The sequence below is a fragment of the Streptomyces sp. NBC_00989 genome, assembly GCF_045162655.1.
Lineage (GTDB): Bacteria > Actinomycetota > Actinomycetes > Streptomycetales > Streptomycetaceae > Streptomyces.
In genome coordinates this window covers 7921672-7948561 of record NZ_CP108728.1, presented here as the reverse complement: position 1 = coordinate 7948561, position 26890 = coordinate 7921672, and the positions used below count along the sequence as shown (strand labels likewise).

The 26890-nt window shown below is 71.0% G+C and carries 26 protein-coding genes; 16 read left to right on the top strand and 10 right to left on the bottom strand.

Going from position 1 to position 26890, the window contains the following annotated elements:
* Positions 1-32: 32 nt before the first annotated feature.
* The gene (locus OG714_RS35555; RefSeq protein ID WP_406127234.1) at positions 33-1202 is read left to right on the top strand and encodes a steroid 3-ketoacyl-CoA thiolase; all 1170 of its coding nucleotides are present in this window, start codon (positions 33-35) and stop codon (positions 1200-1202) included.
* On the opposite strand, the gene OG714_RS35550 is transcribed toward OG714_RS35555, so the two are convergent.
* Complete coding sequence (locus OG714_RS35550; protein WP_406127232.1) at positions 1186-2085, bottom strand: LysR family transcriptional regulator; 900 nt, start codon at positions 2083-2085, stop codon at positions 1186-1188. The two genes, OG714_RS35555 and OG714_RS35550, sit on opposite strands and share 17 nt — an antisense overlap.
* A 167-nt stretch (positions 2086-2252) precedes the next feature.
* Between OG714_RS35550 and OG714_RS35545 the strand changes: the two genes are divergently transcribed.
* Genes OG714_RS35545 through OG714_RS35535 form a run of 3 tightly spaced genes read left to right on the top strand, consistent with a single transcriptional unit; the run spans position 2253 to position 5119 of the window.
* Positions 2253-3140 (top strand): SDR family oxidoreductase, encoded by an 888-nt coding sequence (locus OG714_RS35545; RefSeq protein ID WP_406127230.1) that lies wholly within the window; start codon positions 2253-2255, stop codon positions 3138-3140.
* 47 nt (positions 3141-3187) lie between these two features.
* Entirely contained in the window at positions 3188-3331 is a 144-nt protein-coding gene (locus tag OG714_RS35540) for a hypothetical protein (protein ID WP_406127229.1), read from the top strand.
* Between the two features lie 51 nt (positions 3332-3382).
* Positions 3383-5119: a hypothetical protein gene (locus OG714_RS35535; RefSeq protein ID WP_406127227.1), complete on the top strand. Its 1737-nt coding sequence runs from the start codon at positions 3383-3385 to the stop codon at positions 5117-5119.
* Here the strand turns inward: OG714_RS35535 and OG714_RS35530 are convergent.
* A complete protein-coding gene (locus tag OG714_RS35530; RefSeq protein WP_406127225.1) occupies positions 5073-7136 on the bottom strand; it encodes a bifunctional glycosyltransferase 87/phosphatase PAP2 family protein in 2064 nt (687 codons plus the stop codon). The two genes, OG714_RS35535 and OG714_RS35530, sit on opposite strands and share 47 nt — an antisense overlap.
* Before the next feature lie 228 nt (positions 7137-7364).
* On the opposite strand from OG714_RS35530, the gene OG714_RS35525 reads away from it, so the two are divergent.
* Positions 7365-8549 carry a DUF2330 domain-containing protein gene (locus OG714_RS35525; protein ID WP_406127223.1) on the top strand — a complete coding sequence of 395 codons (1185 nt, stop codon included), beginning with the start codon at positions 7365-7367 and terminating at the stop codon, positions 8547-8549.
* A gap of 71 nt (positions 8550-8620) precedes the next feature.
* Positions 8621-9292 carry an O-methyltransferase gene (locus OG714_RS35520; protein WP_406127221.1) on the top strand — a complete coding sequence of 224 codons (672 nt, stop codon included), beginning with the start codon at positions 8621-8623 and terminating at the stop codon, positions 9290-9292.
* Between the two features lie 25 nt (positions 9293-9317).
* Here the strand turns inward: OG714_RS35520 and OG714_RS35515 are convergent, their stop codons facing one another.
* On the bottom strand, positions 9318-9710 hold the full coding sequence (locus tag OG714_RS35515) for a hypothetical protein (protein ID WP_406127220.1): 393 nt from the start codon (positions 9708-9710) through the stop codon (positions 9318-9320).
* An 83-nt stretch (positions 9711-9793) separates the two neighbouring features.
* On the opposite strand from OG714_RS35515, the gene OG714_RS35510 reads away from it, so the two are divergent.
* On the top strand, positions 9794-10231 hold the full coding sequence (locus tag OG714_RS35510) for a DUF1992 domain-containing protein (RefSeq protein WP_406127218.1): 438 nt from the start codon (positions 9794-9796) through the stop codon (positions 10229-10231).
* Here the strand turns inward: OG714_RS35510 and OG714_RS35505 are convergent.
* Together OG714_RS35505 and OG714_RS35500 are read right to left on the bottom strand one after the other, a co-directional pair.
* A complete protein-coding gene (locus tag OG714_RS35505) occupies positions 10220-11032 on the bottom strand; it encodes a hypothetical protein (protein WP_406127216.1) in 813 nt (270 codons plus the stop codon). The genes OG714_RS35510 and OG714_RS35505 overlap by 12 nt on opposite strands.
* 5 nt (positions 11033-11037) lie before the next feature.
* Positions 11038-11685: a hypothetical protein gene (locus OG714_RS35500; protein WP_406127214.1), complete on the bottom strand. Its 648-nt coding sequence runs from the start codon at positions 11683-11685 to the stop codon at positions 11038-11040.
* 177 nt (positions 11686-11862) lie between these two features.
* Between OG714_RS35500 and OG714_RS35495 the strand changes: the two genes are divergently transcribed.
* Together OG714_RS35495 and OG714_RS35490 are read left to right on the top strand one after the other, a co-directional pair.
* Entirely contained in the window at positions 11863-12492 is a 630-nt protein-coding gene (locus OG714_RS35495) for a dihydrofolate reductase family protein (RefSeq protein WP_406127212.1), read from the top strand.
* Between the two features lie 10 nt (positions 12493-12502).
* Positions 12503-12997: a GNAT family N-acetyltransferase gene (locus OG714_RS35490; RefSeq protein WP_406127210.1), complete on the top strand. Its 495-nt coding sequence runs from the start codon at positions 12503-12505 to the stop codon at positions 12995-12997.
* A 239-nt stretch (positions 12998-13236) separates the two neighbouring features.
* On the opposite strand, the gene OG714_RS35485 is transcribed toward OG714_RS35490, so the two are convergent.
* Complete coding sequence (locus tag OG714_RS35485) at positions 13237-15318, bottom strand: DHA2 family efflux MFS transporter permease subunit (protein WP_406127208.1); 2082 nt, start codon at positions 15316-15318, stop codon at positions 13237-13239.
* Between the two features lie 157 nt (positions 15319-15475).
* Here OG714_RS35485 and OG714_RS35480 point away from each other — a divergent pair, with 157 nt between their 5' ends.
* A complete protein-coding gene (locus OG714_RS35480) occupies positions 15476-16558 on the top strand; it encodes a peptidoglycan-binding protein (RefSeq protein WP_406127206.1) in 1083 nt (360 codons plus the stop codon).
* Positions 16559-17144: 586 nt separating this feature from the next.
* On the opposite strand, the gene OG714_RS35475 is transcribed toward OG714_RS35480, so the two are convergent.
* Positions 17145-17804: an HAD family hydrolase gene (locus OG714_RS35475; RefSeq protein WP_406127204.1), complete on the bottom strand. Its 660-nt coding sequence runs from the start codon at positions 17802-17804 to the stop codon at positions 17145-17147.
* Between the two features lie 235 nt (positions 17805-18039).
* The gene (locus tag OG714_RS35470) at positions 18040-18621 is read right to left on the bottom strand and encodes a TMEM165/GDT1 family protein (RefSeq protein WP_406127202.1); all 582 of its coding nucleotides are present in this window, start codon (positions 18619-18621) and stop codon (positions 18040-18042) included.
* A 396-nt stretch (positions 18622-19017) separates the two neighbouring features.
* Here OG714_RS35470 and OG714_RS35465 point away from each other — a divergent pair, with 396 nt between their 5' ends.
* The 4 genes from OG714_RS35465 to OG714_RS35450 all read left to right on the top strand — a co-directional run bounded on the left by OG714_RS35465 (position 19018) and on the right by OG714_RS35450 (position 23959).
* Positions 19018-19662 carry an HNH endonuclease family protein gene (locus OG714_RS35465; RefSeq protein ID WP_406127200.1) on the top strand — a complete coding sequence of 215 codons (645 nt, stop codon included), beginning with the start codon at positions 19018-19020 and terminating at the stop codon, positions 19660-19662.
* A gap of 96 nt (positions 19663-19758) precedes the next feature.
* Complete coding sequence (locus tag OG714_RS35460) at positions 19759-21387, top strand: alkaline phosphatase D family protein (protein ID WP_406127198.1); 1629 nt, start codon at positions 19759-19761, stop codon at positions 21385-21387.
* An 89-nt stretch (positions 21388-21476) separates the two neighbouring features.
* Entirely contained in the window at positions 21477-23399 is a 1923-nt protein-coding gene (locus tag OG714_RS35455) for an FAD/NAD(P)-binding protein (protein WP_406127197.1), read from the top strand.
* Positions 23400-23497: 98 nt separating this feature from the next.
* On the top strand, positions 23498-23959 hold the full coding sequence (locus OG714_RS35450) for a DoxX family protein (RefSeq protein ID WP_406132073.1): 462 nt from the start codon (positions 23498-23500) through the stop codon (positions 23957-23959).
* A gap of 63 nt (positions 23960-24022) precedes the next feature.
* Here OG714_RS35450 and OG714_RS35445 read toward each other — a convergent pair whose 3' ends face one another.
* Positions 24023-24577, bottom strand: a complete 555-nt coding sequence (locus OG714_RS35445) for a superoxide dismutase family protein (RefSeq protein WP_406127196.1) — start codon at positions 24575-24577, stop codon at positions 24023-24025.
* 219 nt (positions 24578-24796) lie between these two features.
* Here OG714_RS35445 and OG714_RS35440 point away from each other — a divergent pair, with 219 nt between their 5' ends.
* A complete protein-coding gene (locus OG714_RS35440) occupies positions 24797-25438 on the top strand; it encodes a DedA family protein (protein ID WP_406127194.1) in 642 nt (213 codons plus the stop codon).
* 184 nt (positions 25439-25622) lie between these two features.
* Here the strand turns inward: OG714_RS35440 and OG714_RS35435 are convergent, their stop codons facing one another.
* On the bottom strand, positions 25623-25847 hold the full coding sequence (locus OG714_RS35435) for a DUF2277 domain-containing protein (protein ID WP_406127192.1): 225 nt from the start codon (positions 25845-25847) through the stop codon (positions 25623-25625).
* 117 nt (positions 25848-25964) lie between these two features.
* Here OG714_RS35435 and OG714_RS35430 point away from each other — a divergent pair, with 117 nt between their 5' ends.
* The gene (locus OG714_RS35430; protein ID WP_406127190.1) at positions 25965-26870 is read left to right on the top strand and encodes a ketopantoate reductase family protein; all 906 of its coding nucleotides are present in this window, start codon (positions 25965-25967) and stop codon (positions 26868-26870) included.
* The last annotated feature ends 20 nt before the right edge of the window (positions 26871-26890 follow it).

Sequence of the window (26890 nt, the reverse complement as noted above, 5' to 3'; positions counted from 1 at the left end):
GCCGCGCGGTGTACGAGGAGAGGACGTGTCCCATGGTCGCGGAACCCGTCATCGTGGAAGCCGTACGCACTCCCATCGGCAGGCGCGGCGGAGCGCTCGCCAACCTGCATCCCGCCTATCTCCTGGGCGAGACCTACCGTGAACTCCTCGGCCGCACCGGCATTCACGCCGACTGCGTCGAGCAGATCGTCGGCGGCACGGTGACCCACGCCGGCGAACAGTCCATGAACCCCGCGCGCAACGCCTGGCTGGCCATGGGCCTGCCGTACGAGACGGCGGCGACGACCGTCGACTGTCAGTGCGGCTCCTCGCAGCAGGCCTCGCACATGACCGCCAACATGATCGCGGCGGGCGTCATCGACGTCGGGATCAGCTGTGGCGTCGAGGCGATGTCACGGGTGCCGCTGGGGTCGGGGTCGAAGCACGGACCCGGGAAGCCGTTCCCGGACGAGTGGAACGTGGACCTGCCCAACCAGTTCGAGGCCGCCGAACGCATCGCCCGCAACCGGCGGTTGACCCGCGAGAACGTCGACTCGCTCGGCCTCATCTCGCAGGAACGGGCGGCCATCGCCTGGTCCGAGGAACGCTTCAAGAAGGAGACGTTCGCCGTCCAGGTACCGACGACGGAGGACGAACAACGCGCGGGCCACGGCATGTGGCGGCTCGTCGACCGCGACGAGGGCCTGCGCGACACGTCGATGGAGGCACTGGCACGGCTGAAGCCGGTCATGCCGACCGCCGTGCACACGGCGGGCAACTCCTCACAGATCAGCGACGGCGCCTCTGCCATCATGTGGGCGTCGAAACGGATGGCACGGGCGCTGAAGCTGCGGCCCCGGGCACGGATCGTGGCCCAGGCGCTGGTCGGATCGGACCCGCACTTCCACCTCGACGGCCCGATCGACGCGACACGCGCCGTGCTCGGCAAGGCGGGCATGACGCTCAAGGACATCGACATCGTCGAGATCAACGAGGCCTTCGCATCAGTGGTGTTGAGCTGGGCGCAGGTCTTCGGCCAGGACCTGGAGAAGGTCAACGTGAACGGCGGCGCGATCGCCCTCGGCCACCCGGTCGGCGCGACGGGCGCCCGGCTGATCACCACGGCCCTGCATGAACTGGAGCGCTCCGACAAGGAGTTCGCGCTGATCACGATGTGCGCGGGCGGGGCGCTGGCTACCGGGACGATCATCCAGCGTCTGTAGCCGCCCAGTTGGCGGGAGTCAGGTGATCCTCGGCGCAGGCGCGGAACGCCGCGAGCAGTGGGCGGCGCTCCTCGCCTGCGCGCACGGCCAGGACGACCGGGACGGGGGGCGCGCCCTCGATCGGGACCGTGGTCAGATCGAGCCGCAGGCCCTTCTTGACGGCGCCCGCCGGGACGAGCGCCACCGCCTCGCCCGCCGCGATGACTTCGAGCTTGTCCTCGAACTCCCTGACGAACGGACCGTCCGGCGCCGGCCGGCCGTCCGGGCGGGGGTCGACGCGCCAGAACGCGTTGAACTCCTCGTCGGGGAACCGGGGTACGGGCTCGTCGGCGATGTCGTCGAGGGTGACGTACTCCTTGCCGGCCAGCCGGTGGCCGACCGGCATCAGCAGCACGCGGGGTTCCTCGTAGAGGACGCTCACGCTCAACCCCTCGGTGGCGAACGGGAGTCGGCCCACCACCACGTGGACCCGGTGCTCCAGCAGGGCTGACGGCAGCTCGCCCCAGCCGAGGAAGCGGCTGTGCACATCGGCCTCCGGATGGCCGGCGCGCAGGGCCCGCACCGCCGGGGTGATGATGAGCCCGGTCATGAACCCGATGACGATACGACTCGGCTGCCCGACCTCCCGCGCCACGGCCGCCGCCTCCGCCGCCGACCGCAACAGCGCCTGGGCGCGGGGCAGGAACGCCGCCCCCGCTTCGGTGAGTCGGGTGCCCTGGGTGGTCCGGTCGAGGAGCCGCACCCCCAACTCGCCTTCCAGGCGGCGGATATGACGGCTCAGCGAGGGCTGCGCGAGATGCAGGACGGCCGCCGCCCGCCCGAAGTGCAGTTCCTCGGCGACGACGGTGAAGCAGCGCACCAGGCGCAGATCCAGGTCACTCATACGTCGACTGTACGGCGGTACGAGCTGCCGCACGACGGCACGAGCTGCACTGATACCGGAAGTGAATCACGTGTTCCGGAGTCGGTCTTGGACGGGCGAGGTGCGGCGGGCGCAGGCTGGAGGCACACCGATTCTTCCGACCCGACTTTGATCTGGGTGATTTCGTCATGCGTGTTTTCGTCACCGGAGCGACCGGATTCGTGGGCAGTGCGGTAGTCCGCGAACTGCTCGACAACGGTCACCAAGTGCTGGGCCTGGCCCGCTCCGAAGCGTCGGCCGATCGGCTCGCGGCGACCGGGGCGGAGGTGCACCGGGGTTCGCTGGAGGACCTCGACGCCCTCCGCGCCGGCGCGCAGGCCGCCGACGGCGTGATCCACACCGGTTTCATCCACGACTTCTCGAACTACGCCGCCTGCGTGGCGATCGACCTGAGCGCGGTGAAGGCCCTCACCGAGACCCTCGCGGGCTCGGACCGCCCCCTCGTCATCAGCTCCGTGATGAGCCACGGCCGGACCGAGGACGACGTACCCGACCCCGCCGCCCGCCCCGACCTGGTCCGCCTCCCGGCGGAGGTGACGGCCCTGACGGCGGCGGCACGGGGCGTCCGCTCCTCGGTCGTACGGCTGCCGCAGGTGCACGGCGAGGGCGATCACGCCTTCGTCCCCGGCGTCATCGGCATCGCCCGCGCCAAGGGCGTCTCCGCCTACCCCGGCGACGGCACGAACCGCTGGGCCGCCGTCCACCGCGACGACGCCGCGCTGCTGTTCCGGCTGGCTCTGGAGAACGCCCCGGCGGGCACGGTCCTGCACGCGGTCGACGACGAGGGCGTCCCCGTACGGGAGATCGCCGAGGTCATCGGCAAGCGGCTGGACCTGCCGGTGAAGAGCGTGCCGGTCGAGGAGGCCGGCGCCCACTTCGGCTGGCTGGGCCACTTCTACTCGTCCGACCTGGTGGGCACGAGCACCCTCACCCGGAAGCGGTTCGGCTGGACCCCGACCCGGATCGGCCTGCTCGCGGACCTCGACCACGACTACTACTTCAACCAGCCGTCGTAGCAGTCCAGTCGACGAACGGGGCGAGGGGGGATGCAGGGGAATGCGGGATGGGCTGCGGGGCAGGTGGTTTCGGCGATCTCCATGCGGTCGCCGCCCTGGTCGCCGCCGTCTCCCTCCTCGGCCGCACCCGGCCACCCACCGGCCCCGCCACACTCGTCACCCCCGTGGCCGGGAGTCACTCGTCCCGGTGACTCCGGCCGCCTCCGATAAACGTTTCCCGCACGTTTCGCGTCTCCGTTCACATGCTCCCCGCCGAACACCACACCCTGGTCCGGCCGGTGAACACGGCCCCGCAGCGGAACCAACTCCTCCGTAACTTCTGTGCCCGCCACCGCGTCCCGCTCCTCGCGACCCTCCCCACGCTCCCGCTGTACGCGGTCTGGTGGGCGTTCCTCGCCACCGGCGGCGGTGATCTCGCCGCGCAGGACGCGTGGGCCGACTTCGCGTCGCAGCACGGGAGATCGGCGTACAACCTGTTCTGGTACGGCGGGATGCACACCGCCAACTACAGCCTGATCTCGCCGTACTTGATGGCAGCGGTGGGCGTCCGCACGGTCACGGTCGTCTCGGGGCTGGCGGCCTCCTGGCTGGCGGCGGCCCTCGTCACCCGCACCGGTGTCCGCCGGCCCCTCGGCCCCGCCCTGCTGTGCTCGCTCGCCCTGTGGTGCAACGTCGCCTCCGGCCGCACGACCTTCGCCCTCGGTATCGCCCTCGCGCTGGCCGCCTGTGTACTGCTCACGCGCGAACGCCGGCTCGTCCTCACGGCGGCCTACGCGGCCCTCGCGACCATGGCCAGCCCGGTCGCGGGGCTGTTCCTGGCCGTCGTGGGGGCGGCGTTCCTCGTCGTACGGGACTGGCGGCGGGCGGCGGGGCTGATGGTGCCGCCGGCGCTCGTCGTCGGCGTGACGACGCTCTTCTTTCCGTTCACCGGCGAGCAGTTGATGCCGCCCAGCCGTATCTGGCCGCCTGTCGTGCTCGGCCTCGCGGTGGCGACGCTGGCCCCGCGCACGTGGCGGATCGCTCGGTGGAGCGGGGCGGTGTACGCGGCCGGGACCGTCGTCACGTACCTCGTGCCGTCGCCGGTCGGTACGAATGTGGAGCGGTTCGCGGAACTGTTCGCTCCAGCGGTGTTGTTGGCCGTGCTTCTGGGTGCGCCGCGTATCTATTCCGCGCGGGCCGGTGGGGGCTGGTCGCGCGCCGCGGCGAAGCCGCATATCGACACAGCCCCGCGCCCCTCCGGGGCGCGGCACCTGAACGGCGTTCATCAGTCCCGCCTTGGTCGCAACCTGCTCATCCTGGCCCTCATCTTCTCCGTCTCCTGGGTCGGCAAGAAGACCGTCGACGACCTCCAGGTCTCCACGGTCGTCCCCGCCTGGGCCACCGACACCCAACCCGTCGTCCACACGCTGGAAGCGCTCGGCTCCGGCCGCACCCGCGTCGAGGCCGTCCCCGCCCGCGACCACCGAGAGGCCTCCGAACTCGCCCCGCACATCAACCTCGCCCGCGGCTGGAACCGCCAGCTCGACATGGAACGCGCCCGCCTCTTCTACGACGGCACCTTCTCCGCGTCCACCTACCGGGCCTGGCTCGACCACTGGGCCGTCGGATTCGTCGTCCTGCCCGAGGCCACCCCGGACGGTTACGCGAAGGACGAGGCGGCCCTCGTCCGCTACCACCGCCCCGACTGGCTCCAGCCCGTGTGGCGCGACGCCCACTGGCGCGTCTACCGGGTCCGCGACGCCGTACCCCTGGTGTCGGAACCGGGGACGGTGGTGCGGACCACCAGCGCCGATCTCGTCGTGCACGTCTCACGACCCGGTCCGGTCACCGTCCGCGTCGCCTACTCGCCGTGGCTGCGCGCCGACGGCGCCTGCCTCGCCAAGGACGGCGACTTCACCCGCCTGACGGTGCCCGCGGCGGGCGAGTACCGCATCAGCTCCGAATACGGCCGCTCGTCGCCGGCTCCAACTCGGTGCTGATCTCGGCCGGTTGCGGCCGCAGCGAGCGCGCCCGCGGCCCCTGAAAGAGGTACGACAGGCCGAAGCCCGCGGCGACGACCGCCGCGCCGCCGGCCGCGTCCAGGACCCAGTGGTTGCCGGTCGCGACGATCGCCGAGACGGTGAAGAAGGGGTGCAGCAGGCCGAGCGCCTTCATCCACCACTTGGGGGCGAGGGCGAAGATGACGACGCCGCACCACAGGGACCAGCCGAAGTGCAGGGACGGCATCGCCGCGTACTGGTTGGTGAGGGCGGTGAGGGTGCCGTAGTCCGGCTTGGAGAAGTCCTGGACGCCGTGGACCGTGTCGATGATGCCGAGGCCGGGGAGCAGGCGGGGCGGGGCCAGCGGGTAGAGCCAGAAGCCGACCAGGGCGAGCAGGGTGGCGAAGCCGAGGGAGGAGCGGGCCCAGCGGTAGTCGACCGGGCGGCGCCAGTACAGGACGGCCATGACCGTCAGGGGGACCACGAAGTGGAACGACTCGTAGTAGAAGTTGAAGAAGTCCTTGAGGAAGTCGACCTTCACGACCCAGTGGTTGACCGCGTGCTCGATGTCGATGTGCAGGAAGCGCTCGATCGAGAGGATCTCGTGGCCGTGGTGTTCCGCCGTGGCCCGGCCGCCGGAGTTGGTGCCGCCCGTCGCCGCGAGGCGGACCTGCTGGTAGGCGGCGTAGGTGACGCGGATCAGGAGGAGTTCGAGGAGGAGGTTCGGGCGGGTCAGGACGCGGCGCAGGAACGGGAGCAGCGGGACGTGCTTCCAGCGGGTCGGGACCGGCTCGGCGTACTCCGTGGGGATCGGGCGGCGGTAGTACTCGGAGGTGCGGGACAGGAACGGGACCGCGGTCGCGGCGGCGAGGGCCGCGAGCAGGACGACGTTGTCGCGCAGCGGGTAGAGGGCCGCCATGTTCGGCAGCATCATCTTCGCGGGCAGCGTGACCACGAGGATCACGGCCACCGGCCACACGTAGCGGTCCGAGGCCCGCTTGCCGACCCGGCCGACCACCGCGAGCAGCACCCACAGCAGCTGGTGCTGCCAGGTCGTCGGCGACACGGCGATCGCCGCGCAGCCGGTGACGGCCACCGCGAGCAGCAGTTGCCCGTCGCGCGCATACCGCACGGCCCGGCGCAGGCCCAGGTACGTGACGGCCGCGCCCAGCGCGAGGAACACGCCGATCTCCAGCGGCCCGGTGAGGCCGAGCCGCAGCAGCGCGCCGTGCAGCGACTGGTTGCCGAGGCCGTCCGCCGCGCCGCCGAGGCCCGCGCCGGCCATGTGGTGCACCCAGTAGGTGTACGAGTCGTGCGGCATCGCCGCCCACGCGATCGCCACGCTCGCGGCGAACGTGAGCGCGGAGGTGACGGCGGCCCGGCGCCGGCCGTTGAACCACAGCAGCGGCGCGAAGAGCAGCACGGTCGGCTGGAGCGCGGCGGCGAGGCCGATCAGCACACCGCCGGCCCGCTCGCCGCGCACCGTGAAGCAGCCGAGCAGCACGAGCAGGACCGGGATGATGCTGGTCTGGCCGAGCCAGAGCGTGTTGCGCACCGGCAGCGACAGCATGAGCAGGCTGATCGCGACGGGCGCGGCGAGCAGCGAGGCACGGCGGGTCACCGGCTGCGGCAGCGCGCGGGAGACGACCATGCCGAGCGCGACGACCAGCAGCAGCGTGCCGAAGGTCCAGCCCCAGCCGAGGGCCTGCTCGGCCGCGCGCGTGAGCGGTTTGAGGACGAGCCCGCCGAAGGGCGTGCCGGTGAACTGAGTCGAGTCGTACAGCGAGCCCTTCACATGCAGCACGCCGTTCGGTCCGACCCAGGTCTCCAGGTCGGTCAGCCGGTCCCCCTGCGGGGTGCTGAGGACCACGGCCATCTGCCGTACGGCGAGGACCGCGGCGACCAGCCACAGGACCAGGCGCGCCGCGCGCAGCCGTGCCCTGGCCGTCTGGGCGGCATCCGACCCGAATGCTCCCGCGGCTCCCGCCGGTCGCCCGCTGTGCTCCACGTTCGCCACGCCTCGTAGGCCTCCCGCCCCGCTCGTCCCACGCGTCACATGCGTGGTGGTTCCCTCTATGAACCCTATGAGGTTCGCACCCCCTGCGGGAGAGACGCAGGCAACCCCCCCTTCACCTGACGTCCGCCCTCCTTTTGTCCGGATGACGATAGTCGGCCTCGGGTTGCCTGGGCACAGCAAATAACCGCGCGCTTCCGACCGGGCCCGATGGCCCGATAGCTTGTGGACATGATCGGTTTACTGATCGTTTCGTTGCGGGGGTCGACGCGGAGGGCGATGCGGGGGCGGGCACGCGCGCGCGTGACGGCCGTCGTACTGGCGCTGTTCGCCCTCCAGCTCGGATCGCTGGTGTCCCCGGCCTGGGCATGCGGCTGCGGCGCCCTGGTGCCGAGTGGCGCGCAGCAGGTCGCGGTGGGGCGCGAGGTCTCCGTGGTGCGCTGGGACGGGCGCCAGGAGCAGATCGTGATGCGACTCACCGTCTCCGGGGACGCGCGCCAGGCCGCGTGGATCATGCCGGTGCCGCACCGGGCGACGGCCACGCTCGCGGACCCCGCGCTCTTCGACACGCTGAACGCGCTCACCGCGCCCGTGCACCGGGCCCGCTCCCACTTCTGGCCCCAGGACGGCGACTGGCCGCTCGTCTCCGGCAGCCTCGGCGGCGGTCCCCCGCCCGGCGCCGCGACGGCTCCCGGAGTGGGCGTGGTCGGCCGTGAGCGGCTCGGCCCCTTCGACGTGGCCCGGCTGACGGCCACCGACCCGGACGCGCTCGGCGACTGGTTGCACACGAACGGGTTCGTTCTGCCGTCCCGCCTTGACCAGGCCCTTCAGCCGTACGTCGACCAGCGCTGGGAGTACGTGGCGATCCGCCTGGCCCCCGCGGCCGCCGGCACGGCCCTGACCGGCGCCCTCGACCCGCTGCACCTCACCTTCGCCGCCGAGTCCCCCGTCTACCCGATGCGCCTCTCCCGCCTGGCCCGCACCCCGCAGTCGCTGGGCCTGTACATCCTCGCCGCGCACCGCATGCGGCTCAGCAGCAGGATCGGCGGCGAGCAGCCGCTGGTCGCCTACGCCGGCCGCGTCACCACCACCTCGGGCCCGCTGGCCCACCTCGCCAAGGGCACCCCGTTCCTGACCGCCGTGAACCAGGAGTTCCCCGACCCGTCCCGCATCACCGGCGACCACCTGCTGCGCCGCGCGGCGACGGACGCCACGTTCCGGCAGGTGATCTACGAGGACCGGCTGAGCGAGGTGGCGGGCGTCCCGGCGTGGCTGCTGACGATCGGCGGGAGCCTGGCCGCGCTCACCACGACCGGCGTCCTGCTGGCCGTACGGCGCTCCCGGCGGTCGCGACGACCGGAGATCCCGCCACGACCGGCGTTTCCACCCCCGCCGACGCACGCGCCGGGTAGTTGACTCGGGTGGCCGGCACGGTGGCCGGCAACCGTCATGGGACTTACCGCTGGACACACGAAAGGCACGAGCACATGAGCGAGTCGCAGGTCTGGGACGACGTCGACGACTACTTCATCGGCCAACTCACCCCGGACGACGAGGTGTTGGAGGCGGCCCTGCGGGACAGCGAGGCCGCCGGCCTCCCGCAGATCGCGGTGTCCGCCGCCGAGGGCAAGCTGCTGCACCTCCTGGCTCAGATCCAGGGCGCCTCGCGCATCCTGGAGATCGGCACGCTCGGCGGCTACAGCACGATCTGGCTGGCCCGCGCGCTGCCCGCCGACGGCCGGCTGGTCTCCCTGGAGTACAGCCCGAAGCACGCCGAGGTCGCCACCCGCAACCTCGCCCGCGCGGGCTTCGACAAGATCGTCGAGGTACGGGTGGGCCCGGCCCTGGAGTCACTGGCCGAGCTCGCCGACGAGGACCCGACCCCCTTCGACCTGGTCTTCGTCGACGCCGACAAGGTCAACAACCCGCACTACGTGGAGTGGGCCCTGAAACTCACCCGCCCCGGCAGCCTGATCATCATCGACAACGTGGTGCGCGGCGGCCAGGTCGCCGACCCGGACAACACGTCGCCGGACGTCCAAGGCACGCGCACGGCGATCGAGTTGATCGGCTCGCACGCGCGCCTGACCGGTACGGCGATCCAGACGGTGGGCAAGAAGGGCTACGACGGATTCGCGCTGGCGCGGGTACTGCCCTAGCTCTTCCAGCTCTTCCCGGGGCGTCTCAACCCTCGTGATAGAAGCCGACGTTGACGCTGCGCGGCCCGGTGCGGTCCTTGATGACGATCTCGCCGCTCCCGCCGCGCGGCAACGGCACGCTGCCGCCGTAGCCGACGGTCTGGGCGTACTCGCCGACGATCAGGCGTACTTCGGAGGACGGGTCTGGTTGGGAGCCGCGCAGCCAGCTCACCTGCCAGGTGCCCTCGGGTCCGCACAGGAACTCCAGATGGACCCGCGAGATGAACAGCCAGTCGTCCGGTGTCACCAGCCGGCACACCGTCTCGTCGCGGCCCACCCGCAGCACCGCGCCCGGGTCACTGGGCGCGTCGGCCATCAGCATGCCGGCCGTGGCGCCCTCGTCCGTCCCGGAGACCGAGGCCATGGTGAGTTCGAGCACGTGCGCTCCCCTATGAAGTGTCCTTACAGCAGCGGGCGCATGATAAATCGCCCGGCGCCACCGCGTCCGGCACAATTGAAGTCATGACCGAGCGAAAGCCACCGGGTGTGGGGTTCGAGTCCTGGGTCGACAAGCAGATCCGGGACGCGGAGCGGGCCGGAGAGTTCGCCCAACTACCGGGCGCGGGCAAGCCGTTGCCGTCCGGCGCCGACACGACGTACGACGAACTGTGGTGGATCAAGCAGAAGATGGCCCGCGAGGGCATCTCCGTGCTGCCGCCGACGCTGGCTCTGCGCAAAGAGGCCGAGGACGCCCTCGCTGCGGCGTACTCGGCCCCTTCGGAGCGGATCGCACGGCGGATCATCACCGAAGTCAACGTGAAGATCCGCGAGATGATGTTCAAGCCGCCGCCCGGCCCCCCGCTGGGAATGAAGCCGTACGACGTCGAAGAGGTCGCGCGGGAGTGGCGGGAGCGCCGGGCGGTCGACGGAACTGGTGGATCCGACGGGTCAGATGTGTAGCAGCCGCTCCGTCAGCTCTCGGTAGTCCCGCAGGGCCAGGCGGAGTTGCTCGGTGTTGTCCGAGCCGTCCGAGCCCTTGGACTCCCAGGAGCCGTGCAGGGTGGCGCGGCGCTTGGTGACGGCCTCCGTGAAGCGGGCGGCGACCTCTTCCAGCACGTGGTCGGCCTCCTCGACGGCGGACCGGGGCTCGTCGACGAACCCAGTGACCGCGTGCTGCAACCGCAGGCTGAACTTGTCGCTCTCGTCGTGCGGCAGCAAGCTGCCGTTCTCGGCGTCCTGCGGGACACGCCGCCCGTTGCCGGAGGCGGCACCGGAACCGATGCCGGGGGCGGGCTCGGGGGCGTGCACGGGGCGGGCGGACTGCTCGGTGCGGTCAGGGTCAGTGCGGTCGGCGCGCTCGGTGCCGGTCGTGTCGCCGGTGCGCGGGCTCGGGATCGCCCGGTCGGCTTCGCGCGACGAGGTCGTCGGTGACGTCGGTGAGGTCGTCGGGGTCGACGCGGTCGGCGTCCTCTCGGACGACCCGAGCGGTGTCACCTTCTCGGATCCACGCGGGGCCGACTTGTCGTCGGTGGTCCTGCTGTCGGTGGACTTGTCGTCGCCGGTCCTGCTGCCGAACGGCTTGTTGCCGGACCCGGACCCGACTCCGGACTCGCGCGACGCCTTCTCGGCATCCCGCTGTTCGGTGGTCTTGTCCGTAGTCCTGTCGACGCCCCTGTCGGTTTCCTTGCGGTCGGCGCGCTCCGCGTTCGTGTTCGTGCTCGCGTCCGTCTTGTCTCCGGTCGGCCGTATCGCGTCGGACATTAAGCTCAACTCCCCTTCAGTGCCTGCTTGTTGAATGTGCCGATCGAGTGGCGGCCGCCACGCCCGTGGCCGTTGCCGTTTCGGCTGCTACGGCTGTCGTCGCTCACCAGGTCGTCGAAGAGGGCGCGGGCTTCGAGCATGGCCTCACGCATCTCCTCGGTGCCGGCCTGGCTCTCCGGTGTGCCGTTCGTCCGCGCGGTGACGACGCGGTGCACGCGCCGGTAGCCGTGGACGTGGTCCGCGTGGTGCACGGACAGCGCGTCGAACTGCTTCTCGTACTCGGCGACATCGGGGAAACCCCGGGCGCCGGCGACCTCGCCGAGCAGCTGGTCGACGTCGGCCACGGCCTGGCGGGGCGAGTCGACGAAGAGCTCCTGGGCGGCGGCCCAACGGGCCTGGTACTGCTCACGGGCCGCGGGCTCCAGCGGCTGCTCGTGCAGCGAGCCGTGCTCCTGGACGCGCGCGCCGAGCTCCTGCTCGGCGGCCTTCGCGTCGCCGTCGTGCCGGGCCACGGCGCGGTCGTACTCCGGCCCGAAGCGGCGCTTCAGGCCCGAGCCGCCGGTCGCGCCTCGGGCACGCAGCGCCAGGGCGGCCGCGGCAGCGACCACGCCGACCACGATCACGATCAAAACGATGATCACGCCTGTGGACATGAGTGCCTTCCGGGTTCTTGGCCAACCGGCTCTCGTAGTCGGTCGGTTCCTCTACCGGGTTGCCGTAAAGGCCCTCTTCAAACGACGACCACACCTCGGCGGAATTCGTGTCGCCGGTGTGTCGATTCCGCCCCGCCCCGTTCGACGCACGGGTAAGGACCGATCGAGGAGGTTGTCATGGGTGAGGTCATCGCACGGCTGGCCATGTCGCTGGACGGGTACATCGCGGGCCCGGAGTCGGGGCGGGAGCATCCGCTGGGCATCGGCGGGGAGCGGTTGCACACATGGGTGTTCGGGCTGCGCAGCTTCCGCCGGATGCAGGGCATGAAGGGCGGCACGGAAGGGCCGGACGACACGTTGATCGCCGAGTGGATCGAACGGCCGGGCGCGGTGGTCATGGGCCACGGCATGTTCGTCAGCGGGGAGACCCCGTGGGGCGACGAACCGCCGTTCCACGCCCCCGTGTTCGTCGTCACCCACCACCCGCGCGAGCCGGTGGTGAAGAAGGGCGGTACGACCTACCACTTCGTCACCGAAGGCCCCGGCCGCGCACTGGAGTTGGCCCGCGAGGCGGCCGGCGGCAAGGACGTCTCCCTCGCGGGCGGCGCCGACCTGGTCCAGCAGTTCATCAGCGCGGGCTGGTTGGACGAACTCCTCCTGCATGTCGTACCGGTCCTCGCGTGCGGCGGACGGCGCCTGTTCGACAACGTGGGTGACACCCACATCGAGTGGCACAAGACGCAAGTCCTGGACTCGTCCCCCGAGGTGACCCATATTCGGTTGCGCCGCACCCCCGCCACCTCCTGACAATGCCCGCATGACCTGGACGATCGCCCCGGAACCCCACGACTCCCCCGTCGCCGCCGCGCTCTGGCGGGCGTACTACACCGAGGTCAGCGACCGCTGGTACCTGCTGCACGAGAACCACCGCACGGACCCCGCCGAACTGGAACGCGAGATCGCCGCCCGCACCGGCGCCGAACTCGCCCTGCCCTACGGCCAGTTGCTCGTCGCGTGGCACGAGGGCGCGGCAGCCGGATCGGCGGGCGTACGACTCCTCGACGCCACGACCGCCGAACTGACAAGGGTCTTCATCTACGAGGGGATGCGCGGCCGGGGCGGCGCCCCGAGGCTCGTGACGGCCGCCGAGGACGCCGCCCGCGACCTGGGCGCCAAGGTGATGATCCTCGACACCAGGAACGACCTGGTGGAGGCCCGCACCCTCTACACAAGACTCGGCTACGAGGAGACCGACCGGCACAACAACGACCCGTACGCAGAACACTGGTTCCGCAAAAGCCTGTCCGACTGACGGCGAGGGCCCACCAAGTTGGACTGTCCCCACGCCGACGGCCGAGAGGGAGCCGTAGGGGCGCGCCGGTGTCGAGAGACCCAGCGCGCGGAGGCGCGCAGCGCCGAGCACGGTGGGGCTCTCGACACCGGCTCCCAGCGCCCCGAAGGCGACCGAACCAAAAGAGGTGCGCGCACGGTGCCTACTCGACACGGGCTCACCCACCCGCCACCACTCGAAGCACCGCTCCCGAAAGGACCTCAACTGAGCGTCGCAGCCGTCCCGTTGTGCGGCTGCTCACTGTCCGAACCGCACAACTCCCCGTTCAGCTCCTTCACCAGCTGAATGAGATCCGTAGGCCGATCCGGCCCCCACCAGTCCCCCAGCGCCTCCGCAAGGGACTCCTCACGAGCCTGTGACAGCTTCTCGGCCACTTCCCGCCCCTGGTCAGTCAGTTGGAGGTCGAGACCCTCCCGTACCGCGAGCCGCCGCTCCTCGACCTGACGAACCGCGGCCAGGATGACGGGCAACGGCACCGAGCTGCGCTCGGCGAGCACACCCGGTTCCGCCCAGCCGTACCGCTTGATGCGCAGGAGCAGCCAACTCGCCGCGGGCTGAAGGTCGTAGCCCGCCTTCGCGGTGATCGTCCGGTAGATCTCGCGGCGCCCCTCCCGCGTGCCGAGCACGGACAGCGCGCGGCACACCTCGTCGTACGAGGACCGCTCGACCGGGTTGCTGGCGAGGGTCTCGGTGACGTCGGGGGCGGTGACCGAGCCGCGCAGCTTGTCCTCCTTGAGGAACCACGCCAGGACGAAACCGACGAGGGCGACGGGAGCGGCGTACAGGAACACGTCGGTGATCGAGGACGCATACGCGTGCAGGGCCTCCGGCCGTACCGCGAGCGGCAGTTCGGAGATGCCGCGCGGGTCGGACTCGAGGCCGTCCGGTGTGACGCCCGCCGGCAGCGAGGTGCCCCGGAGGGCGTCGGTGAGCTTGTCGCCCAGCCGGCTCGCGAAGATCGTGCCGAAGATGGCGACGCCGAACGAGGCGCCGATGGACCGGAAGAAGGTCGCGCCGGAGGTGGCGACGCCGAGGTCCTCGTACGAGACGGCGTTCTGCACGATGAGCACCAACACCTGCATGACCAGGCCGAGTCCGAGCCCGAAGACGAAGAAGTACGCGCTCATCTCGGCGGTCGAGCTGTTCTCGTCGAGCCGGTGGAGGAGCAGCAGGCCGAGGGCGGTGATGCCGGTGCCCGCGATGGGGAACACCTTCCAGCGGCCGGTGCGGCTGACGACCTGGCCGGAGCCGGTGGACGAGATCAGCATGCCGAACACCATCGGCAGCATGTGGACGCCGGACATGGTCGGCGAGATGCCCTGGACGACCTGGAGGAAGGTCGGCAGATAGGTCATCGCGCCGAACATCGCGAAGCCGACGATGAAGCTGATGACGGCGGCGAGCGTGAAGGTGCGGACGCGGAACAGCTTCAGCGGGAGGACGGGTTCGGCGGCCCGGCGCTCCACGGCGACGAACGCCCCGATGAGCACCACACCCAGCACCGCGAGCCCGATGATCTGCGGCGAGCCCCAGCCCCAGGTGGTGCCGCCGAGCGAGGCGACGAGGACCAGGCAGGTCGCGACCGCGGCGATGAGGAAGGTGCCGAGGTAGTCGATGACGTGCCGGGTCGACTTGCGCGGGATGTGCAGGGCGGTCGCGATGACGGCGAGGGCGACGACACCGACGGGGAGGTTGATGTAGAAGACCCAGCGCCAGCTCAGATGCTCGGTGAACAGTCCGCCGAGGAGCGGCCCGAGGACACTCGTCGCACCGAAGACGGCGCCGAACAGCCCCTGGTAGCGCCCGCGTTCACGCGGGGAGACGACGTCGCCGACGATCGCCATCGACAGCACGATCAGCCCGCCGCCGCCGAGACCCTGCAACGCCCGGAAGGCGATCAACTGGGGCATACTCTGCGCCAAGCCGCAGAGCGCCGACCCGACGAGAAAGATCACGATCGCGATCTGGAACAGCCTCTTCCGCCCGTACTGGTCGCCCAGCTTGCCCCACAGCGGAGTCGCGGCGGTCGAGGCGAGCAGATACGCCGTGACCACCCACGACAGATGTTCAAGCCCGCCGAGATCACTGACGATCGTCGGCAGCGCGGTCGACACGATGGTCTGGTCGAGGGCGGCGAGCAGCAGCCCGAGGAGCAGCGCCCCGATCGAGACGAGGACGTTGCCGGACACGTGTTCCTGTGCGGAATCGCCCCGCTGCGGGGGCTTCTCCGGTGGCTGCGCGTCTTGCACATTCCCCGTCATACCGTGCGCATCGTCGGCCATGAAGACCTCCCGAGGCTCTCGTTACACATCCATGGTGATCGGTATGGCCCGGTACGGCCTGTTGAGTCCGAATGGAAGCCCGCATTCCGGGGGTCGGAGGAGACGGCGTGAAGGAGATCCGCATAACCTCTGGAGTTCGACGGGGAGGGACGAACACGTGAACGAGGCGAAGGGCCACATATGCCCGCAGTGCGGGGCACCTCGGGCAGCCGACGGCTCCCCGTCCTGCGCCTGCACCCAACGGGCGTCCGACGCGCTGCGCGACGCGCGCACGGCGGAGGCGGCAGCGGCGGAGGACTTCGACCCGCTGCGGATCAGACCGTATGTGGAACTGGACGGCAACCCACAGGAGCAGACGCCTCCGGCGACATCGGCGGCACCGCCCGCACCGGCAACCCCCGAGGGTGAGACACAGCGGCTGCCGGCGGTCGAGGAGACGATGCTGCTGCGCGCGGTGAAGCCCGCACCGGCCGCACACACCCCTCAGGAGGAGACGTCGATCCTCCCCACCCTGCGGGCACCGTCGGACACGGCCCCGATCGCGACGGACCTGAGCCTGTTCGCGGACGGCGGGGGCTACGAGAGCGGCGCGGGCACCCCGGAACAACCAACGGACGACGACTCCCCACACAGCCGCCGCCACCGCCACCGCCGTACCGTCCTCCTCGCCGTCGCGGGGGCCGTCGTCGCGGTGGCCGCGGTGGCCGGTTTCGCGAGCGGCATGTTCTCGTACGAGAGCCCGTCACGGGACGAGGCGGCCCCTCAGGACGTACGGGCGAGCGTCCCGACGGTGTCGAAGAGCGCGCCGCCGGTGACTCCGTCCACGAGCGGTTCCACGTCCGCACAGCCGACGTCGGCGTCCCCGACCCCGTCGCTCAGCGAGACCCCGTCACCGACGGCGTCGCCGACCCCGTCCGCCGCAACCTCCAGGTCCGCGAACCTCAGCCCCACCCCGACGTCCACCACCTCCACGTCAACGGCCTCCGCCACGGACCGCCAGGGCAACAGCACCCCCACCACGATCCTGCAACGCGGCGACGCAGGCCCCGAGGTCACCGAACTCCAGCTCCGCCTGGCCCAGTTGCGGCTCTACTCCGGCCCCGACAACGGCATCTTCGACAAGCAGGTCCAGGCTTCGGTACGCACCTACCAGGTAGCCCGCGGCATCACGTCCGACGAGCTGGGCGTGTACGGGACGGCCACACGAGCAAGGCTGGAATCAGAGACAACCGAGCCGTAACGCTGCGCTGGCTGGGGGGGGCTTTAGAGGCGCCGGGTTCGCGGGGAGCGCCGGGGTTGCGAGGGCCGGAGCTAAAGGGCGCCGGGGCTTGCAGGGGCGCCGGAGTTGCTCGCGGGCGGAGCTGAGAGGCGCCGGGCTTGCGAGTGGACGGAGTTGAAGGCCGCCGGCGTCTGCGGGGAGCGCCGGGGTTGAAGGTTGCCGGGTCGCGCGAGGCACCGGGGCGCGCACCGACCCGGCGACACGGCACGAGGCTCGGCAGTACCGAACCCGAACCCGTCATCCCGGCCGACGACCCACCAGCCGTCCCTGCGGCACGAAGGGCGTCCGATCCGACACACCACCCGGCACCGGCCGGCAGCAGCCCACAGCCGTAGGCCAACACGCGTGGGCCAACACACGTAGACCAACATGCGTGGACCAACGCCCACAGGACGACGCCCCCGAGGAACAGCGCCCCAAAGGGGCGCGGGGAACTGCGCGACCAGCCCCCACGCCGCGGCACCCGCAAAACAACCCCAAGAGGCACAACCAACGCGCCACCCCAACCCGCACGCCGCACGCCCACCCGCCACCCCAGCCCCCACCCCTACCCCACGTGCAGCCGAATTCCCCCGCCCCCCAAATCCTCAACCCGCACCTCACGCAAATCCCGCACCACAACATCCGCCCGATGGAACCCGGCCTGCGGCCCGACCCCCACCACCCGCATCCCCGCGGAGCGCCCCGCAGCGATCCCCGCCCCGGAGTCCTCGAAGACAACACAATCCGCAGGCGCGACACCCAGTTCCGCCGCGCCCTTCAGAAAGCCCTCCGGATCGGGCTTGCTCGCACCGACGGACTCCGCGGTGATGCGGACCTCCGGCAACCCCAAGCCCGCCGCACCCATCCGCGCCGTGGACAGCGCGACGTCCGCCGACGTGACGAGCGCGTGCGGAAGACCCTGCAAAGACGCCAGAAATTCCGGCGCGCCCGGGATCGGGACGACGCCCTCGACGTCCGCGGTCTCCTCGGCGAGCATCCGGGCGTTCTCGGCGTAGTTCTGCTCCATGGGCCGGCCGGGCAGCAGCAGCGCCATCGACGCGTACCCCTGCCGGCCGTGCACGACCTTCATGACCTCGTCCGCGTTCAGCCCGTGCCGGTCGGACCAGTTCCGCCAGATGCGCTCGACGACGGCGTGCGAGTCGACGAGGGTGCCGTCCATGTCCAGCAGGAGGGCGCGGGCGGTGAGCACGGTGGTGGCCGTCATCGGCAGGCTCCAAGGAACGGGAGAGGTGTACGTCGGTCAACCTGGTCACCCCGGTCAACCCCCGGAGGGACAAGGTGGCCCCGCCCGCCGGTCAGGGAGAACGGACGGGAACCACTTTGTTTCTCTACGATACAAAATAAGACCGGCATCGCGCCACCACCCCCCGGAACAGTTCACCCACCGTTCAGCTCACCGCGCCCGCACCCAAGACACCCGCACGAGCCCCCTCACACGCTCAGCCCGTCGCCGCCTCCCACAGACTCCACGCCCCCAGCGCCAGCATCAGCACCGCCGCGATCCGCGTGATCAGCTTCAGCGGCACCCGCTTCATCAGCGCCTTCCCGCCCACGATGCCCAGTCCGGCCACCGCCCACAACGCCAGCACCGCACCGAGCCCGACGGAGAACGGATCGTCGTAGCGGGCCGCGAGGTTGGCCGTCATGATCTGGGTCAGGTCACCGAACTCGGCGACCAGGATGAGCATGAAACCGGCGCCGGAGACCTTCCAGAAGGACTGGTCCTTGGGCTTGCGGACCTCCTCCTCGTCATCGCCCTTCTTGAAGAGGAGCACCGCGGCCCCGCCCAGGAAGAGCACACCGGTCACCGCGGCCACCAACTGCCGTGGCAGCAGCGTCAGTACGCTGCCCGCCGCCACCGCGAGCACGACGTGGAGAAGGAACGCGGCGGCCACGCCGGCGAAGACGTACGAGGCGCGGTAGCGGGTGCCGAGGACGAGTCCGGCGAGCGCGGTCTTGTCGGGGAGTTCGGCGAGAAAGACGACGCCGAAGACGAGCGCCGTCACACTGATGCTGATCAAGATTCCTCAATCGGTCGGGGCTGCCCCACCGAGAGTGTGATTGCTGTCCGCGGACACCTCGGCACGGCAGCGCACACGAAAAACGACTAGTGCACTGCTTTACCGAAGGTCTCGCTGGCCGACCCGTCCCACCTGCGGGACGAACCTGCCTCCGGGCGCCGGCTCAGACGAGCTGAGCAGTATGTCGACGGTCCGGCGAAGAGCTACTCCCCTTCTGCGCCGTCCACTGTACGCGAGGACCGGCCCTGCCCACCCGTGAGGAAAGTCTCGTCGCGCCCCTTGTTGTGTCATGAGCACGTCACTAACTTCTTACCGGACGCACACCTTCCCGCAACACGGCACCGCGAGCATTTCCCCGCTCGCACTCCAACACCCCCACACCACCAGGGAGTTCGTATGCCGAAGTTCTACGCGCGTCGACGGCTCAGCATACTCGCGACACTCACCGGACTCATAGCCTTCGCCGGACTCTTCAACGGTCCGGCCGCCTCCGCAGCCCTTCCCACCCCGGTCAGCGCCGCCACCGCCCGCACCTACCTCGCCTCCCTCACCGTGGCCACCGAGGTCCGGACCGGCTACGACCGTGACCTGTTCCCCACCTGGATCACGATCAGCGGCACCTGCAACACCCGTGAGTACATCCTCAAGCGGGACGGTACGAACGTCGTCACCAACTCCGCCTGCACCGCGACCAGCGGCAGCTGGTACTCGGTCTACGACGGCGCCACCTGGACCGCCGCCTCCGACCTGGACATCGACCACCTCGTCCCGCTCGCCGAGGCCTGGGACTCCGGCGCCCGCAACTGGACCACCGCCCAGCGCCAGGCCTTCGCCAACGACGTCACCCGGCCGCAGCTGATCGCCGTCACGGACAACGTCAACCAGTCCAAGAGCGACCAGGACCCGGCCGAGTGGATGCCCCCGCTCACCTCGTACGCCTGCACCTACGTGCGTGCCTGGGTCCAGGTGAAGTACTACTACGACCTCTCGGTCGACACCGCCGAGAAGGCCAAGCTGACCTCGGTCCTCAGCGGCTGCTGATCCCACGGGAGATCTCTCCGGAGATCCGTCTGGAGATCTAGGCGCCGGCCTCCGTCGTTCCGTACCGTACGGGGCGACGGAGGAAGGTGATCAACCGTGGCCGGACTGAGTCTTGGACCACTGCTTCGCTACGCCGACGGCTCGTCCGCGACCGTATGGGTCGAGGCGAGCCGTCCGTGCACCGCCGAGGTGCGCTGCGCGGACGGCGCCCGGGGCACCACCCGGACCTTCCAAGTGGCGGGCCACCACTACGCGTTGGTGCCGGTGGAGGGCCTCACGCCCGGGACGTCGACGCCGTACGAGGTGTTCCTGGACGGCACGCGCGTGTGGCCGCTGCCCGAGTCCCCCTTCCCGCCGTCCGTGATCCACACCCCGGACGCCGACGGTACGGTCCGTGTCGCGTTCGGCTCCTGCCGCTGGGCCGCGCCGCCCGCCGACGACCACGACCCGGTGGGCCCGGACGCCCTGGACACACTGGCCTCGCGCATCGCCCGCGACCCGAAGGCCGAACGGCCGGACGTACTCCTCCTGTTGGGCGACCAGGTGTACGCCGACGAGGTCTCCGACGCGACCCGCCGCTGGCTCTCCGCCCGCCGCGACCTGAGCGAGCCGCCGGGCAGCGAGGTCGCGGACTACGAGGAGTACACGCGCCTCTACTACGAGTCCTGGCTGGACCCGGAGATCCGCTGGCTGCTGTCCACCGTGCCGAGTTGCATGATCTTCGACGACCACGACGTCATCGACGACTGGAACACCAGCGCATCCTGGCTGACGGACATGCGGGCCACCCCGTGGTGGCGCGAGCGACTGCTCAGCGGGCTGATGTCGTACTGGGTGCACCAGCACCTCGGGAACCTCTCCCCCGCCGAACTCGCCGCCGATCCCCTCTACTTGGCGGTCCGTGACGCCCCCGACGGCACCGACGAGCTCCGCGCCTTCGCCTGCCGCGCCGACGCCGACCCGGCCACCGCCCGCTGGAGCTACCGGCGCGACTTCGGCCGGGTCCGCCTGCTCATGGTGGACAGCAGGGCGGCCCGCGTCCTCGACGAGCAGCACCGCGCGATGCTCGACCCCGGCGAGGCAGAGTGGCTGCGCACCGAGGCACTGACAGATCCCGGTTCCTACGACCACCTCCTCATCGGCACCTCGCTCCCCTGGCTGCTGCCCCACCTCATCCACGACGCCGAGTCCTGGGACGCGGCCCTGTGCCGAGGTGAACGGGGCGCCCGCTGGGCCGAGTTCGGCGAGAAACTGCGCCGCGCGGCCGACCTGGAGCACTGGGCGGCGTTCCCGGAGTCCTTCGAGGAGCTGGCGGACCTGATCGCCGAGGTGGGGTCGGGGGACGGGGCACCGGCGTCGGTGCTCGTGCTGTCGGGTGACGTACATCATGCGTATGTGGCGGAGCCCAAGTGGCGGACGGGCAGCCCGAGTTCCCGTGTCCTCCAGCTGACCTGCTCGCCCGTCCACAACTCGATCCCCTCTTACATACGCCTCGGCTTCCGTTTCGGCTGGAGCGCTGTAGCGCGCGGTCTGGGCCGCCGCCTCGCCCGGCACGGCCGTTGCCCACACCCGTCGGTCAAGTGGCGCAAGACGGGCGGCCCTTGGTTCGGCAACCAGCTCATGACCCTTACCCTGCGCGGTCGTTCGGCCCGGCTGCGGCTGGAGCAGGCACGGGCGGACGGGACGCTGAAGACCGTGGAGGAGTCCCCGCTGACACCCTCGTGATCTCGCTGGGGGCATGATGAGGCGGGCCGTCCGCTTTCCCGGTGGGCGGTCTGCTCCATTGCGCCCCCACACGCCCGGGAGTCACCCCTTTGTCTGCAGTGAACGCGCCCGACGGCGAACCGGCCCCCACCCCGGCCTCCGTCTCGGTCGCCGTGGTCGGCGCCGGTCCGCGCGGTACGAGCGTCCTGGAGCGCCTCTGCGCCTCCGCGCCGGAACTCCTGCCGCCCGGCACCCGGCTCACCGTCCACGTCGTCGACCCGGCGCCCCCGGGCCCCGGCCGCGTGTGGCGCTCCGCGCAGTCGCCCGAGCTGCTGATGAACACCGTGGCCTCCCAGGTGACCCTCTTCACCGACACCAGCGTGGACTGCTCGGGCCCGGTCCGCCCCGGCCCGAGCCTGCACGAGTGGGCGCCCGCCGAACTGGGCCCGGACGACTACCCCACCCGCGCGCACTACGGCCGCTATCTGGAGTGGGTGTTCGCCCGCACGGTCCGCGAGGCCCCCGAGTCCGTCCGGGTCGCGACCCACAGGGCACGCGCGGTACGCCTCGACGACGCACCCGACGGCCACCAGTCCCTCACCCTCGACAACGGCCGTACCCTGTCCGCCCTTTCGGCCGTGGTCCTGGCGCAGGGCCACCTCCCGACGGCCCCGGACACCACCCGGCGCCGCCTCTCCTCCTACGCCGACCGCCACGGCCTGCACCACATCCCGCCCGCCAACCCGGCCGACGTCGACCTGTCCGTCGTACGCCCCGGCGAACCAGTGCTGTTGCGCGGCCTGGGCCTCAACTTCTTCGACCACACAGCCCTGTTGACGACGGGCAGGGGCGGCCGTTTCGCCCGCACGGAGAGCGGTGACCTGCGCTACCTCCCCTCCGGCAACGAGCCCCGCCTGTACGCCGGTTCACGCCGAGGCATCCCGTACCAGGCCCGCGGCGACAACGCGAAGGGGCCGTACGGCCGCCACACCCCCCTCGTCCTCACCCCCGAGGCGATATCCGCCTTCCGCAAACGCGCCGACTCGGCCGAGCCACCCGAATTCCTCACGGAGATATGGCCGTTGGTGGCGAAGGAGGTCGAGACGGTCTACTACACCGCGCTGCTACGGCCCTCCCGGCGCCCGGAGTTCGTGGAGCGCTTCCTGGCCTTCCCGCACCTCGCTCCCCAAGAGGGCCTGATACTCGACGAGTTCGGAATCCCGGACGCCGACCGCTGGAGCTGGGACCGGCTGTCCCGCCCGTATACGGAACGCGATCTCGCGCACCCGGCGGCCTGGCGGGACTGGCTGCTGTCGTATCTGCGCGAGGACGCCGGGCACGCGGCGCTCGGCAATGTGGACGGCCCGCTCAAGGCGGCCCTGGACGTGCTGCGCGATCTGCGCAACGAACTCCGGCTGGTCGTCGACCACGGCGGCCTGGCCGGTGCCTCCCGCCGTGACCACCTGGACCGCTGGTACACCCCGCTCAACGCGTTCCTGTCCATCGGGCCGCCCCGCCGCCGTATCGAGGAACTGGCCGCGCTGGTGGCGGCGGGCGTGGTGGAGGTGCTCGGGCCGCGGCTGGAGGTGCGGGAGACGGACGGCGCCTGGGTGGCGCGCTCCCCCGCGATACCCGGCTCGGCGGTGCGTGTGACAACCCTCATAGAGGCCCGGCTGCCCGAACCGGACCTGCGCCGCACGGCCGACGAACTCCTCGGCCGGCTGCTGCGAACGGGCCGGTGCCGGCCGCACACGGTGGACGGTTACGAAACGGGAGGACTCGACGTAACGCCACGTCCGTACCGTCTGATCGACCGTCAAGGAGGTGTCCACGCACGGCGGTTCGCGTTCGGGGTGCCCACGGAGGGCGTGCACTGGGTGACCGCGGCGGGTGCTCGTCCGGGCGTGGATTCGGTCACGCTTTCGGACGCCGACGCGGTGGCTAGAGCGCTTCTACGTGCGGCGACGACCGATCCGGAACCGCAAACGGAAGCTGAACAGTGGCTGAATGTTGAACTTGCAAGCATTGATTAGGTTCACCTAACGTTGATCGCTCACTCGGCTCGTCCCCCAGACCGGTCCGCAACCCGGACCGGCCCGACCGAAGGAGCACCCCCCACATGACTCCCTCCCTGTCCGGGCGCCTCAACAGCGCCCAGCCGTACGCCGTCGGCCTGTTCCGTGTCGTCGTCGGCCTGCTCTTCGCCTGCCACGGAGCGGCCTCGCTCTTCGGCATCCTCGGCGGCGCCGCCGGCACCGACGGCGGCACCCTCGCCGCGGGCACCTGGCCCGGCTGGTACGCGGCCGTGATCCAGCTCGTCGGCGGCACGTTCGTCCTGCTCGGCCTCGGCACCCGCGTGGCCGCGCTGATCACCTCGGGCTCGATGGCGTACGCGTACTTCGACGTCCACCAGCAGGCGGCCCTGTGGCCGATCCAGAACGGCGGCGAGGCCTCGGCGATGTTCTGCTGGGCCTTCCTGCTGCTGGTGTTCACGGGGTCCGGCGCGCTGGGCGTGGACCGGCTGTTCGTGAAGCGGTCCGCCACGGCGGCCGGTGAGCGGACGTCGGCAGATCAGGCGCCGGTCGCCGCCTGACCCCTACACGCACGTGAAGGTGCCCTCCCCCTCTCGTACGGGGGAGGGCACCTTCACGTGACGTCAGGGAGCCCAGCCGAACGGCACCGTGAAACAGGCGGCGCGGACGCGGCTGCCCGGCATGTCGTGGATGACCACGGAGGACGCCTCGCCCTGCCGGAAGCCCCAGTCGTGCCGGGCGCTCGCCTCGGCGGCGCCGTGCTCGTCGGCCGTGAAGTCGAGCCACACCTCGTTGTCGGCGGTGACGGCGGCCGGGTCGGTGGACGGCTTGTGCTGGAAGTGCCCGCCCGCGGCGGCCGGGTCGGCGCCGCACGGCTTCTGGTGCACATGGACGGCGTACGCGTGCCACGGCACCATCCCGTCCACCTTGAGCCGCACGGTCGTAGCACCACCGACCGCGATGCGCTGGCTCACCTGGATCCACGCGGCGGCCGGAACCAGTGTGCTGTCGTACGTCACCGCCGCCGACGGCACGAGGGCGCCGACGGGAGCGAACCGCGCGTCCGTCCGCATCCAGTACCCGTCAGGGGCTCCGGACCCGGAGCCGACGCCGGTGCCGCCTCCGCCGCTCGCCAGGAGGGCCGCGACGACGGCGCCCGCGCATATGCCTGCCACCATGATGTGTACCGTTCCTCACGTTCAGGTGCGTTTAGATCCCCTTTACGTTGCTACGGGATGCGAGCCCGCCCCGCCCCTCGGGACAGGGCAGCCGGGTGAACACACTGTGCGGATCACACGTGCCCCCCGTGAATCTCCTGTACCCACCCAGGCGTACGCTGTATGGCTGTCACTGGCCGCCTTCGCCGCGGCCCACGGGGGAGTTCACGGGGAGACGTGTTGTTCGAGAGTGTGGGGTCGCTGACCGGCAGCCCATGGATCTACGCCATGGTCGCCCTGTCCGTACTCCTTGATGTGTTCCTGCCGGTCCTGCCGAGCGGGGTCCTGGTCATCGCGGCCGCCACGGCGGCGGCAGCGGGCACCGGCGCGGCGGCCGACGCCGTTCCCGTCCCGCACGAGGTCCCCAGCATCCTGGCGCTGATCGCGTGCGCCGCGACCGCGTCCGTCCTGGGCGACCTGGTCGCGTACCGGCTGGCCTGGAGCGGCGGCGAACGCCTGGACCGCGCGATCTCCCGCTCCCGCCGCCTCACCACCGCGCAGGAACGTCTCGGCGTGGCCCTGGCCCGCGGCGGCGGAGCCCTGGTCATCCTGGCCCGCTTCGCCCCCGCCGGCCGCTCGGTCGTCTCCCTGGGCGCAGGCGCCGCCCACCGCCGCGCCCGCGACTTCCTCCCCTGGTCGGCCCTCGCGGGCCTGTCCTGGGCGGCGTACAGCGTGGCTCTCGGGTACTACGGGGCGCAGTGGCTGGGCGCGACGTGGCTCGCGACGGGGGTGTCGTTGATCGCGTTGTTCGGGGCGGGGGCGGGGGCGGCGTATGTGATGCGGCGCCAGCCGGGGGTTACGGCGGAGGTGAGCGCCCCTTAGGGGGCGGGTTCGTTACGGGTCGGGGCGCGGGTTCGTACGGATCAGGGGCGTGGGTTGGCATCTTCGGGGCGCGGCTTCGTTACGGATCAGGGGCGCGCGTTCGTTTTTTAGGGGCGCGGGGCTGTATCAATGTGCGGCTCCGCCGCGTGGGCGCGACCAGCCCCCACCGGCCCGCGCTCAACCCCTACGCTCCCCTCGACGCACCCCTCACCTCAAGCCCCGCAAGCAACTCAGCCGTGGCCTCGGCGATCACATCAACCGCGTGGTCGAAGACCTCGCGATTGTGCGCGGCGGGCGCCCGGAACCCGGAAACCTTGCGCACGAACTGCAACGCGGCGGCGCGGATCTCCTCCTCCGTGGCGTCATCGGGCAGGGCGGGCGGACGAAGCGTCTTGATGCTGCGGCACATACGTCCAGTCTCGCGCTTCGAAGGCGATACCGCCGGTCCTCCTCCGAACACACCTGCGATGATCCCTTCCGAGGCGGCCACCGTTCACGGGGCCGACCGACGAGAGGACGCGACAACATGGCGAACAACGAACTCACCGTGGCGGTACTGGGCCCCGGAGGCGTGGGCGGCCTGCTCGCGGCGCTGCTGTCCCGGGCCGGCCACCGGGTGATCTGCCTGGCCGGAGAAGAAACGGCCGACACCCTCCGTACGAACGGAATCCGGGTCCGCAGCGCCCGCTTCGGCGACTTCACCGCGCCGGTGGAGGCGGACACGGAACTGCGCGAACCGGTCGACGCCTGCCTGATCGCGGTCAAGGCGACGACCCTGGACGCGGCCCTCACCCGAGTCCCGGCGAAGGCACTGGCCGACGGCCTCCTCGTCCCGTTCCTGAACGGCGTGGAACACCCGACGCATCTACGCGCCCGCTACACCCCCACCCGGGTCGCCCCCGCGATCATCCGGGTCGAGTCAACTCGCGTCGCCCCCGGGGTGATCGAGCACGGCAGCCCGTTCGCGGAGATCGACCTGACAGGCGACACGGTCCCCCGCGAACGCCTGGACGCACTGGCGGCGGCCCTGCGCGAGGCCGGCCCCGCAGCCCAGGTCCGGCCCGACGAGACGGCGGCGCTCTGGGCCAAGATGACGTTCCTGGCCCCCCTCGCCCTCCTCACCACCCGCTACGGCCTCCCCCTGGGTGACGTACGCACGCGCCACCGCGAGGAGTTGACGGCCCTGCTGGAGGAGACGGCGGCGGTGAGCCGTTCGTACGGCGGCCCGTCGGACGCGGCGGGAGCGCTGGCGCGCTACGACACGTTCCCTCCGCAGACCAAGTCGTCGATGCAGCGCGACGCGGAGGCGGGCCGCCCGCTCGAACTGGACGCGATCGGCGGGGCGTTGCTGCGGGCGGCACAGCGGCAGGGGATCGCGGTGCCGGTGACGGCAAGGCTGGTAAGGGAGTTGGAGGCGCGAAGCGCCAACTGACAGCCAGGTACCCCTCCCCT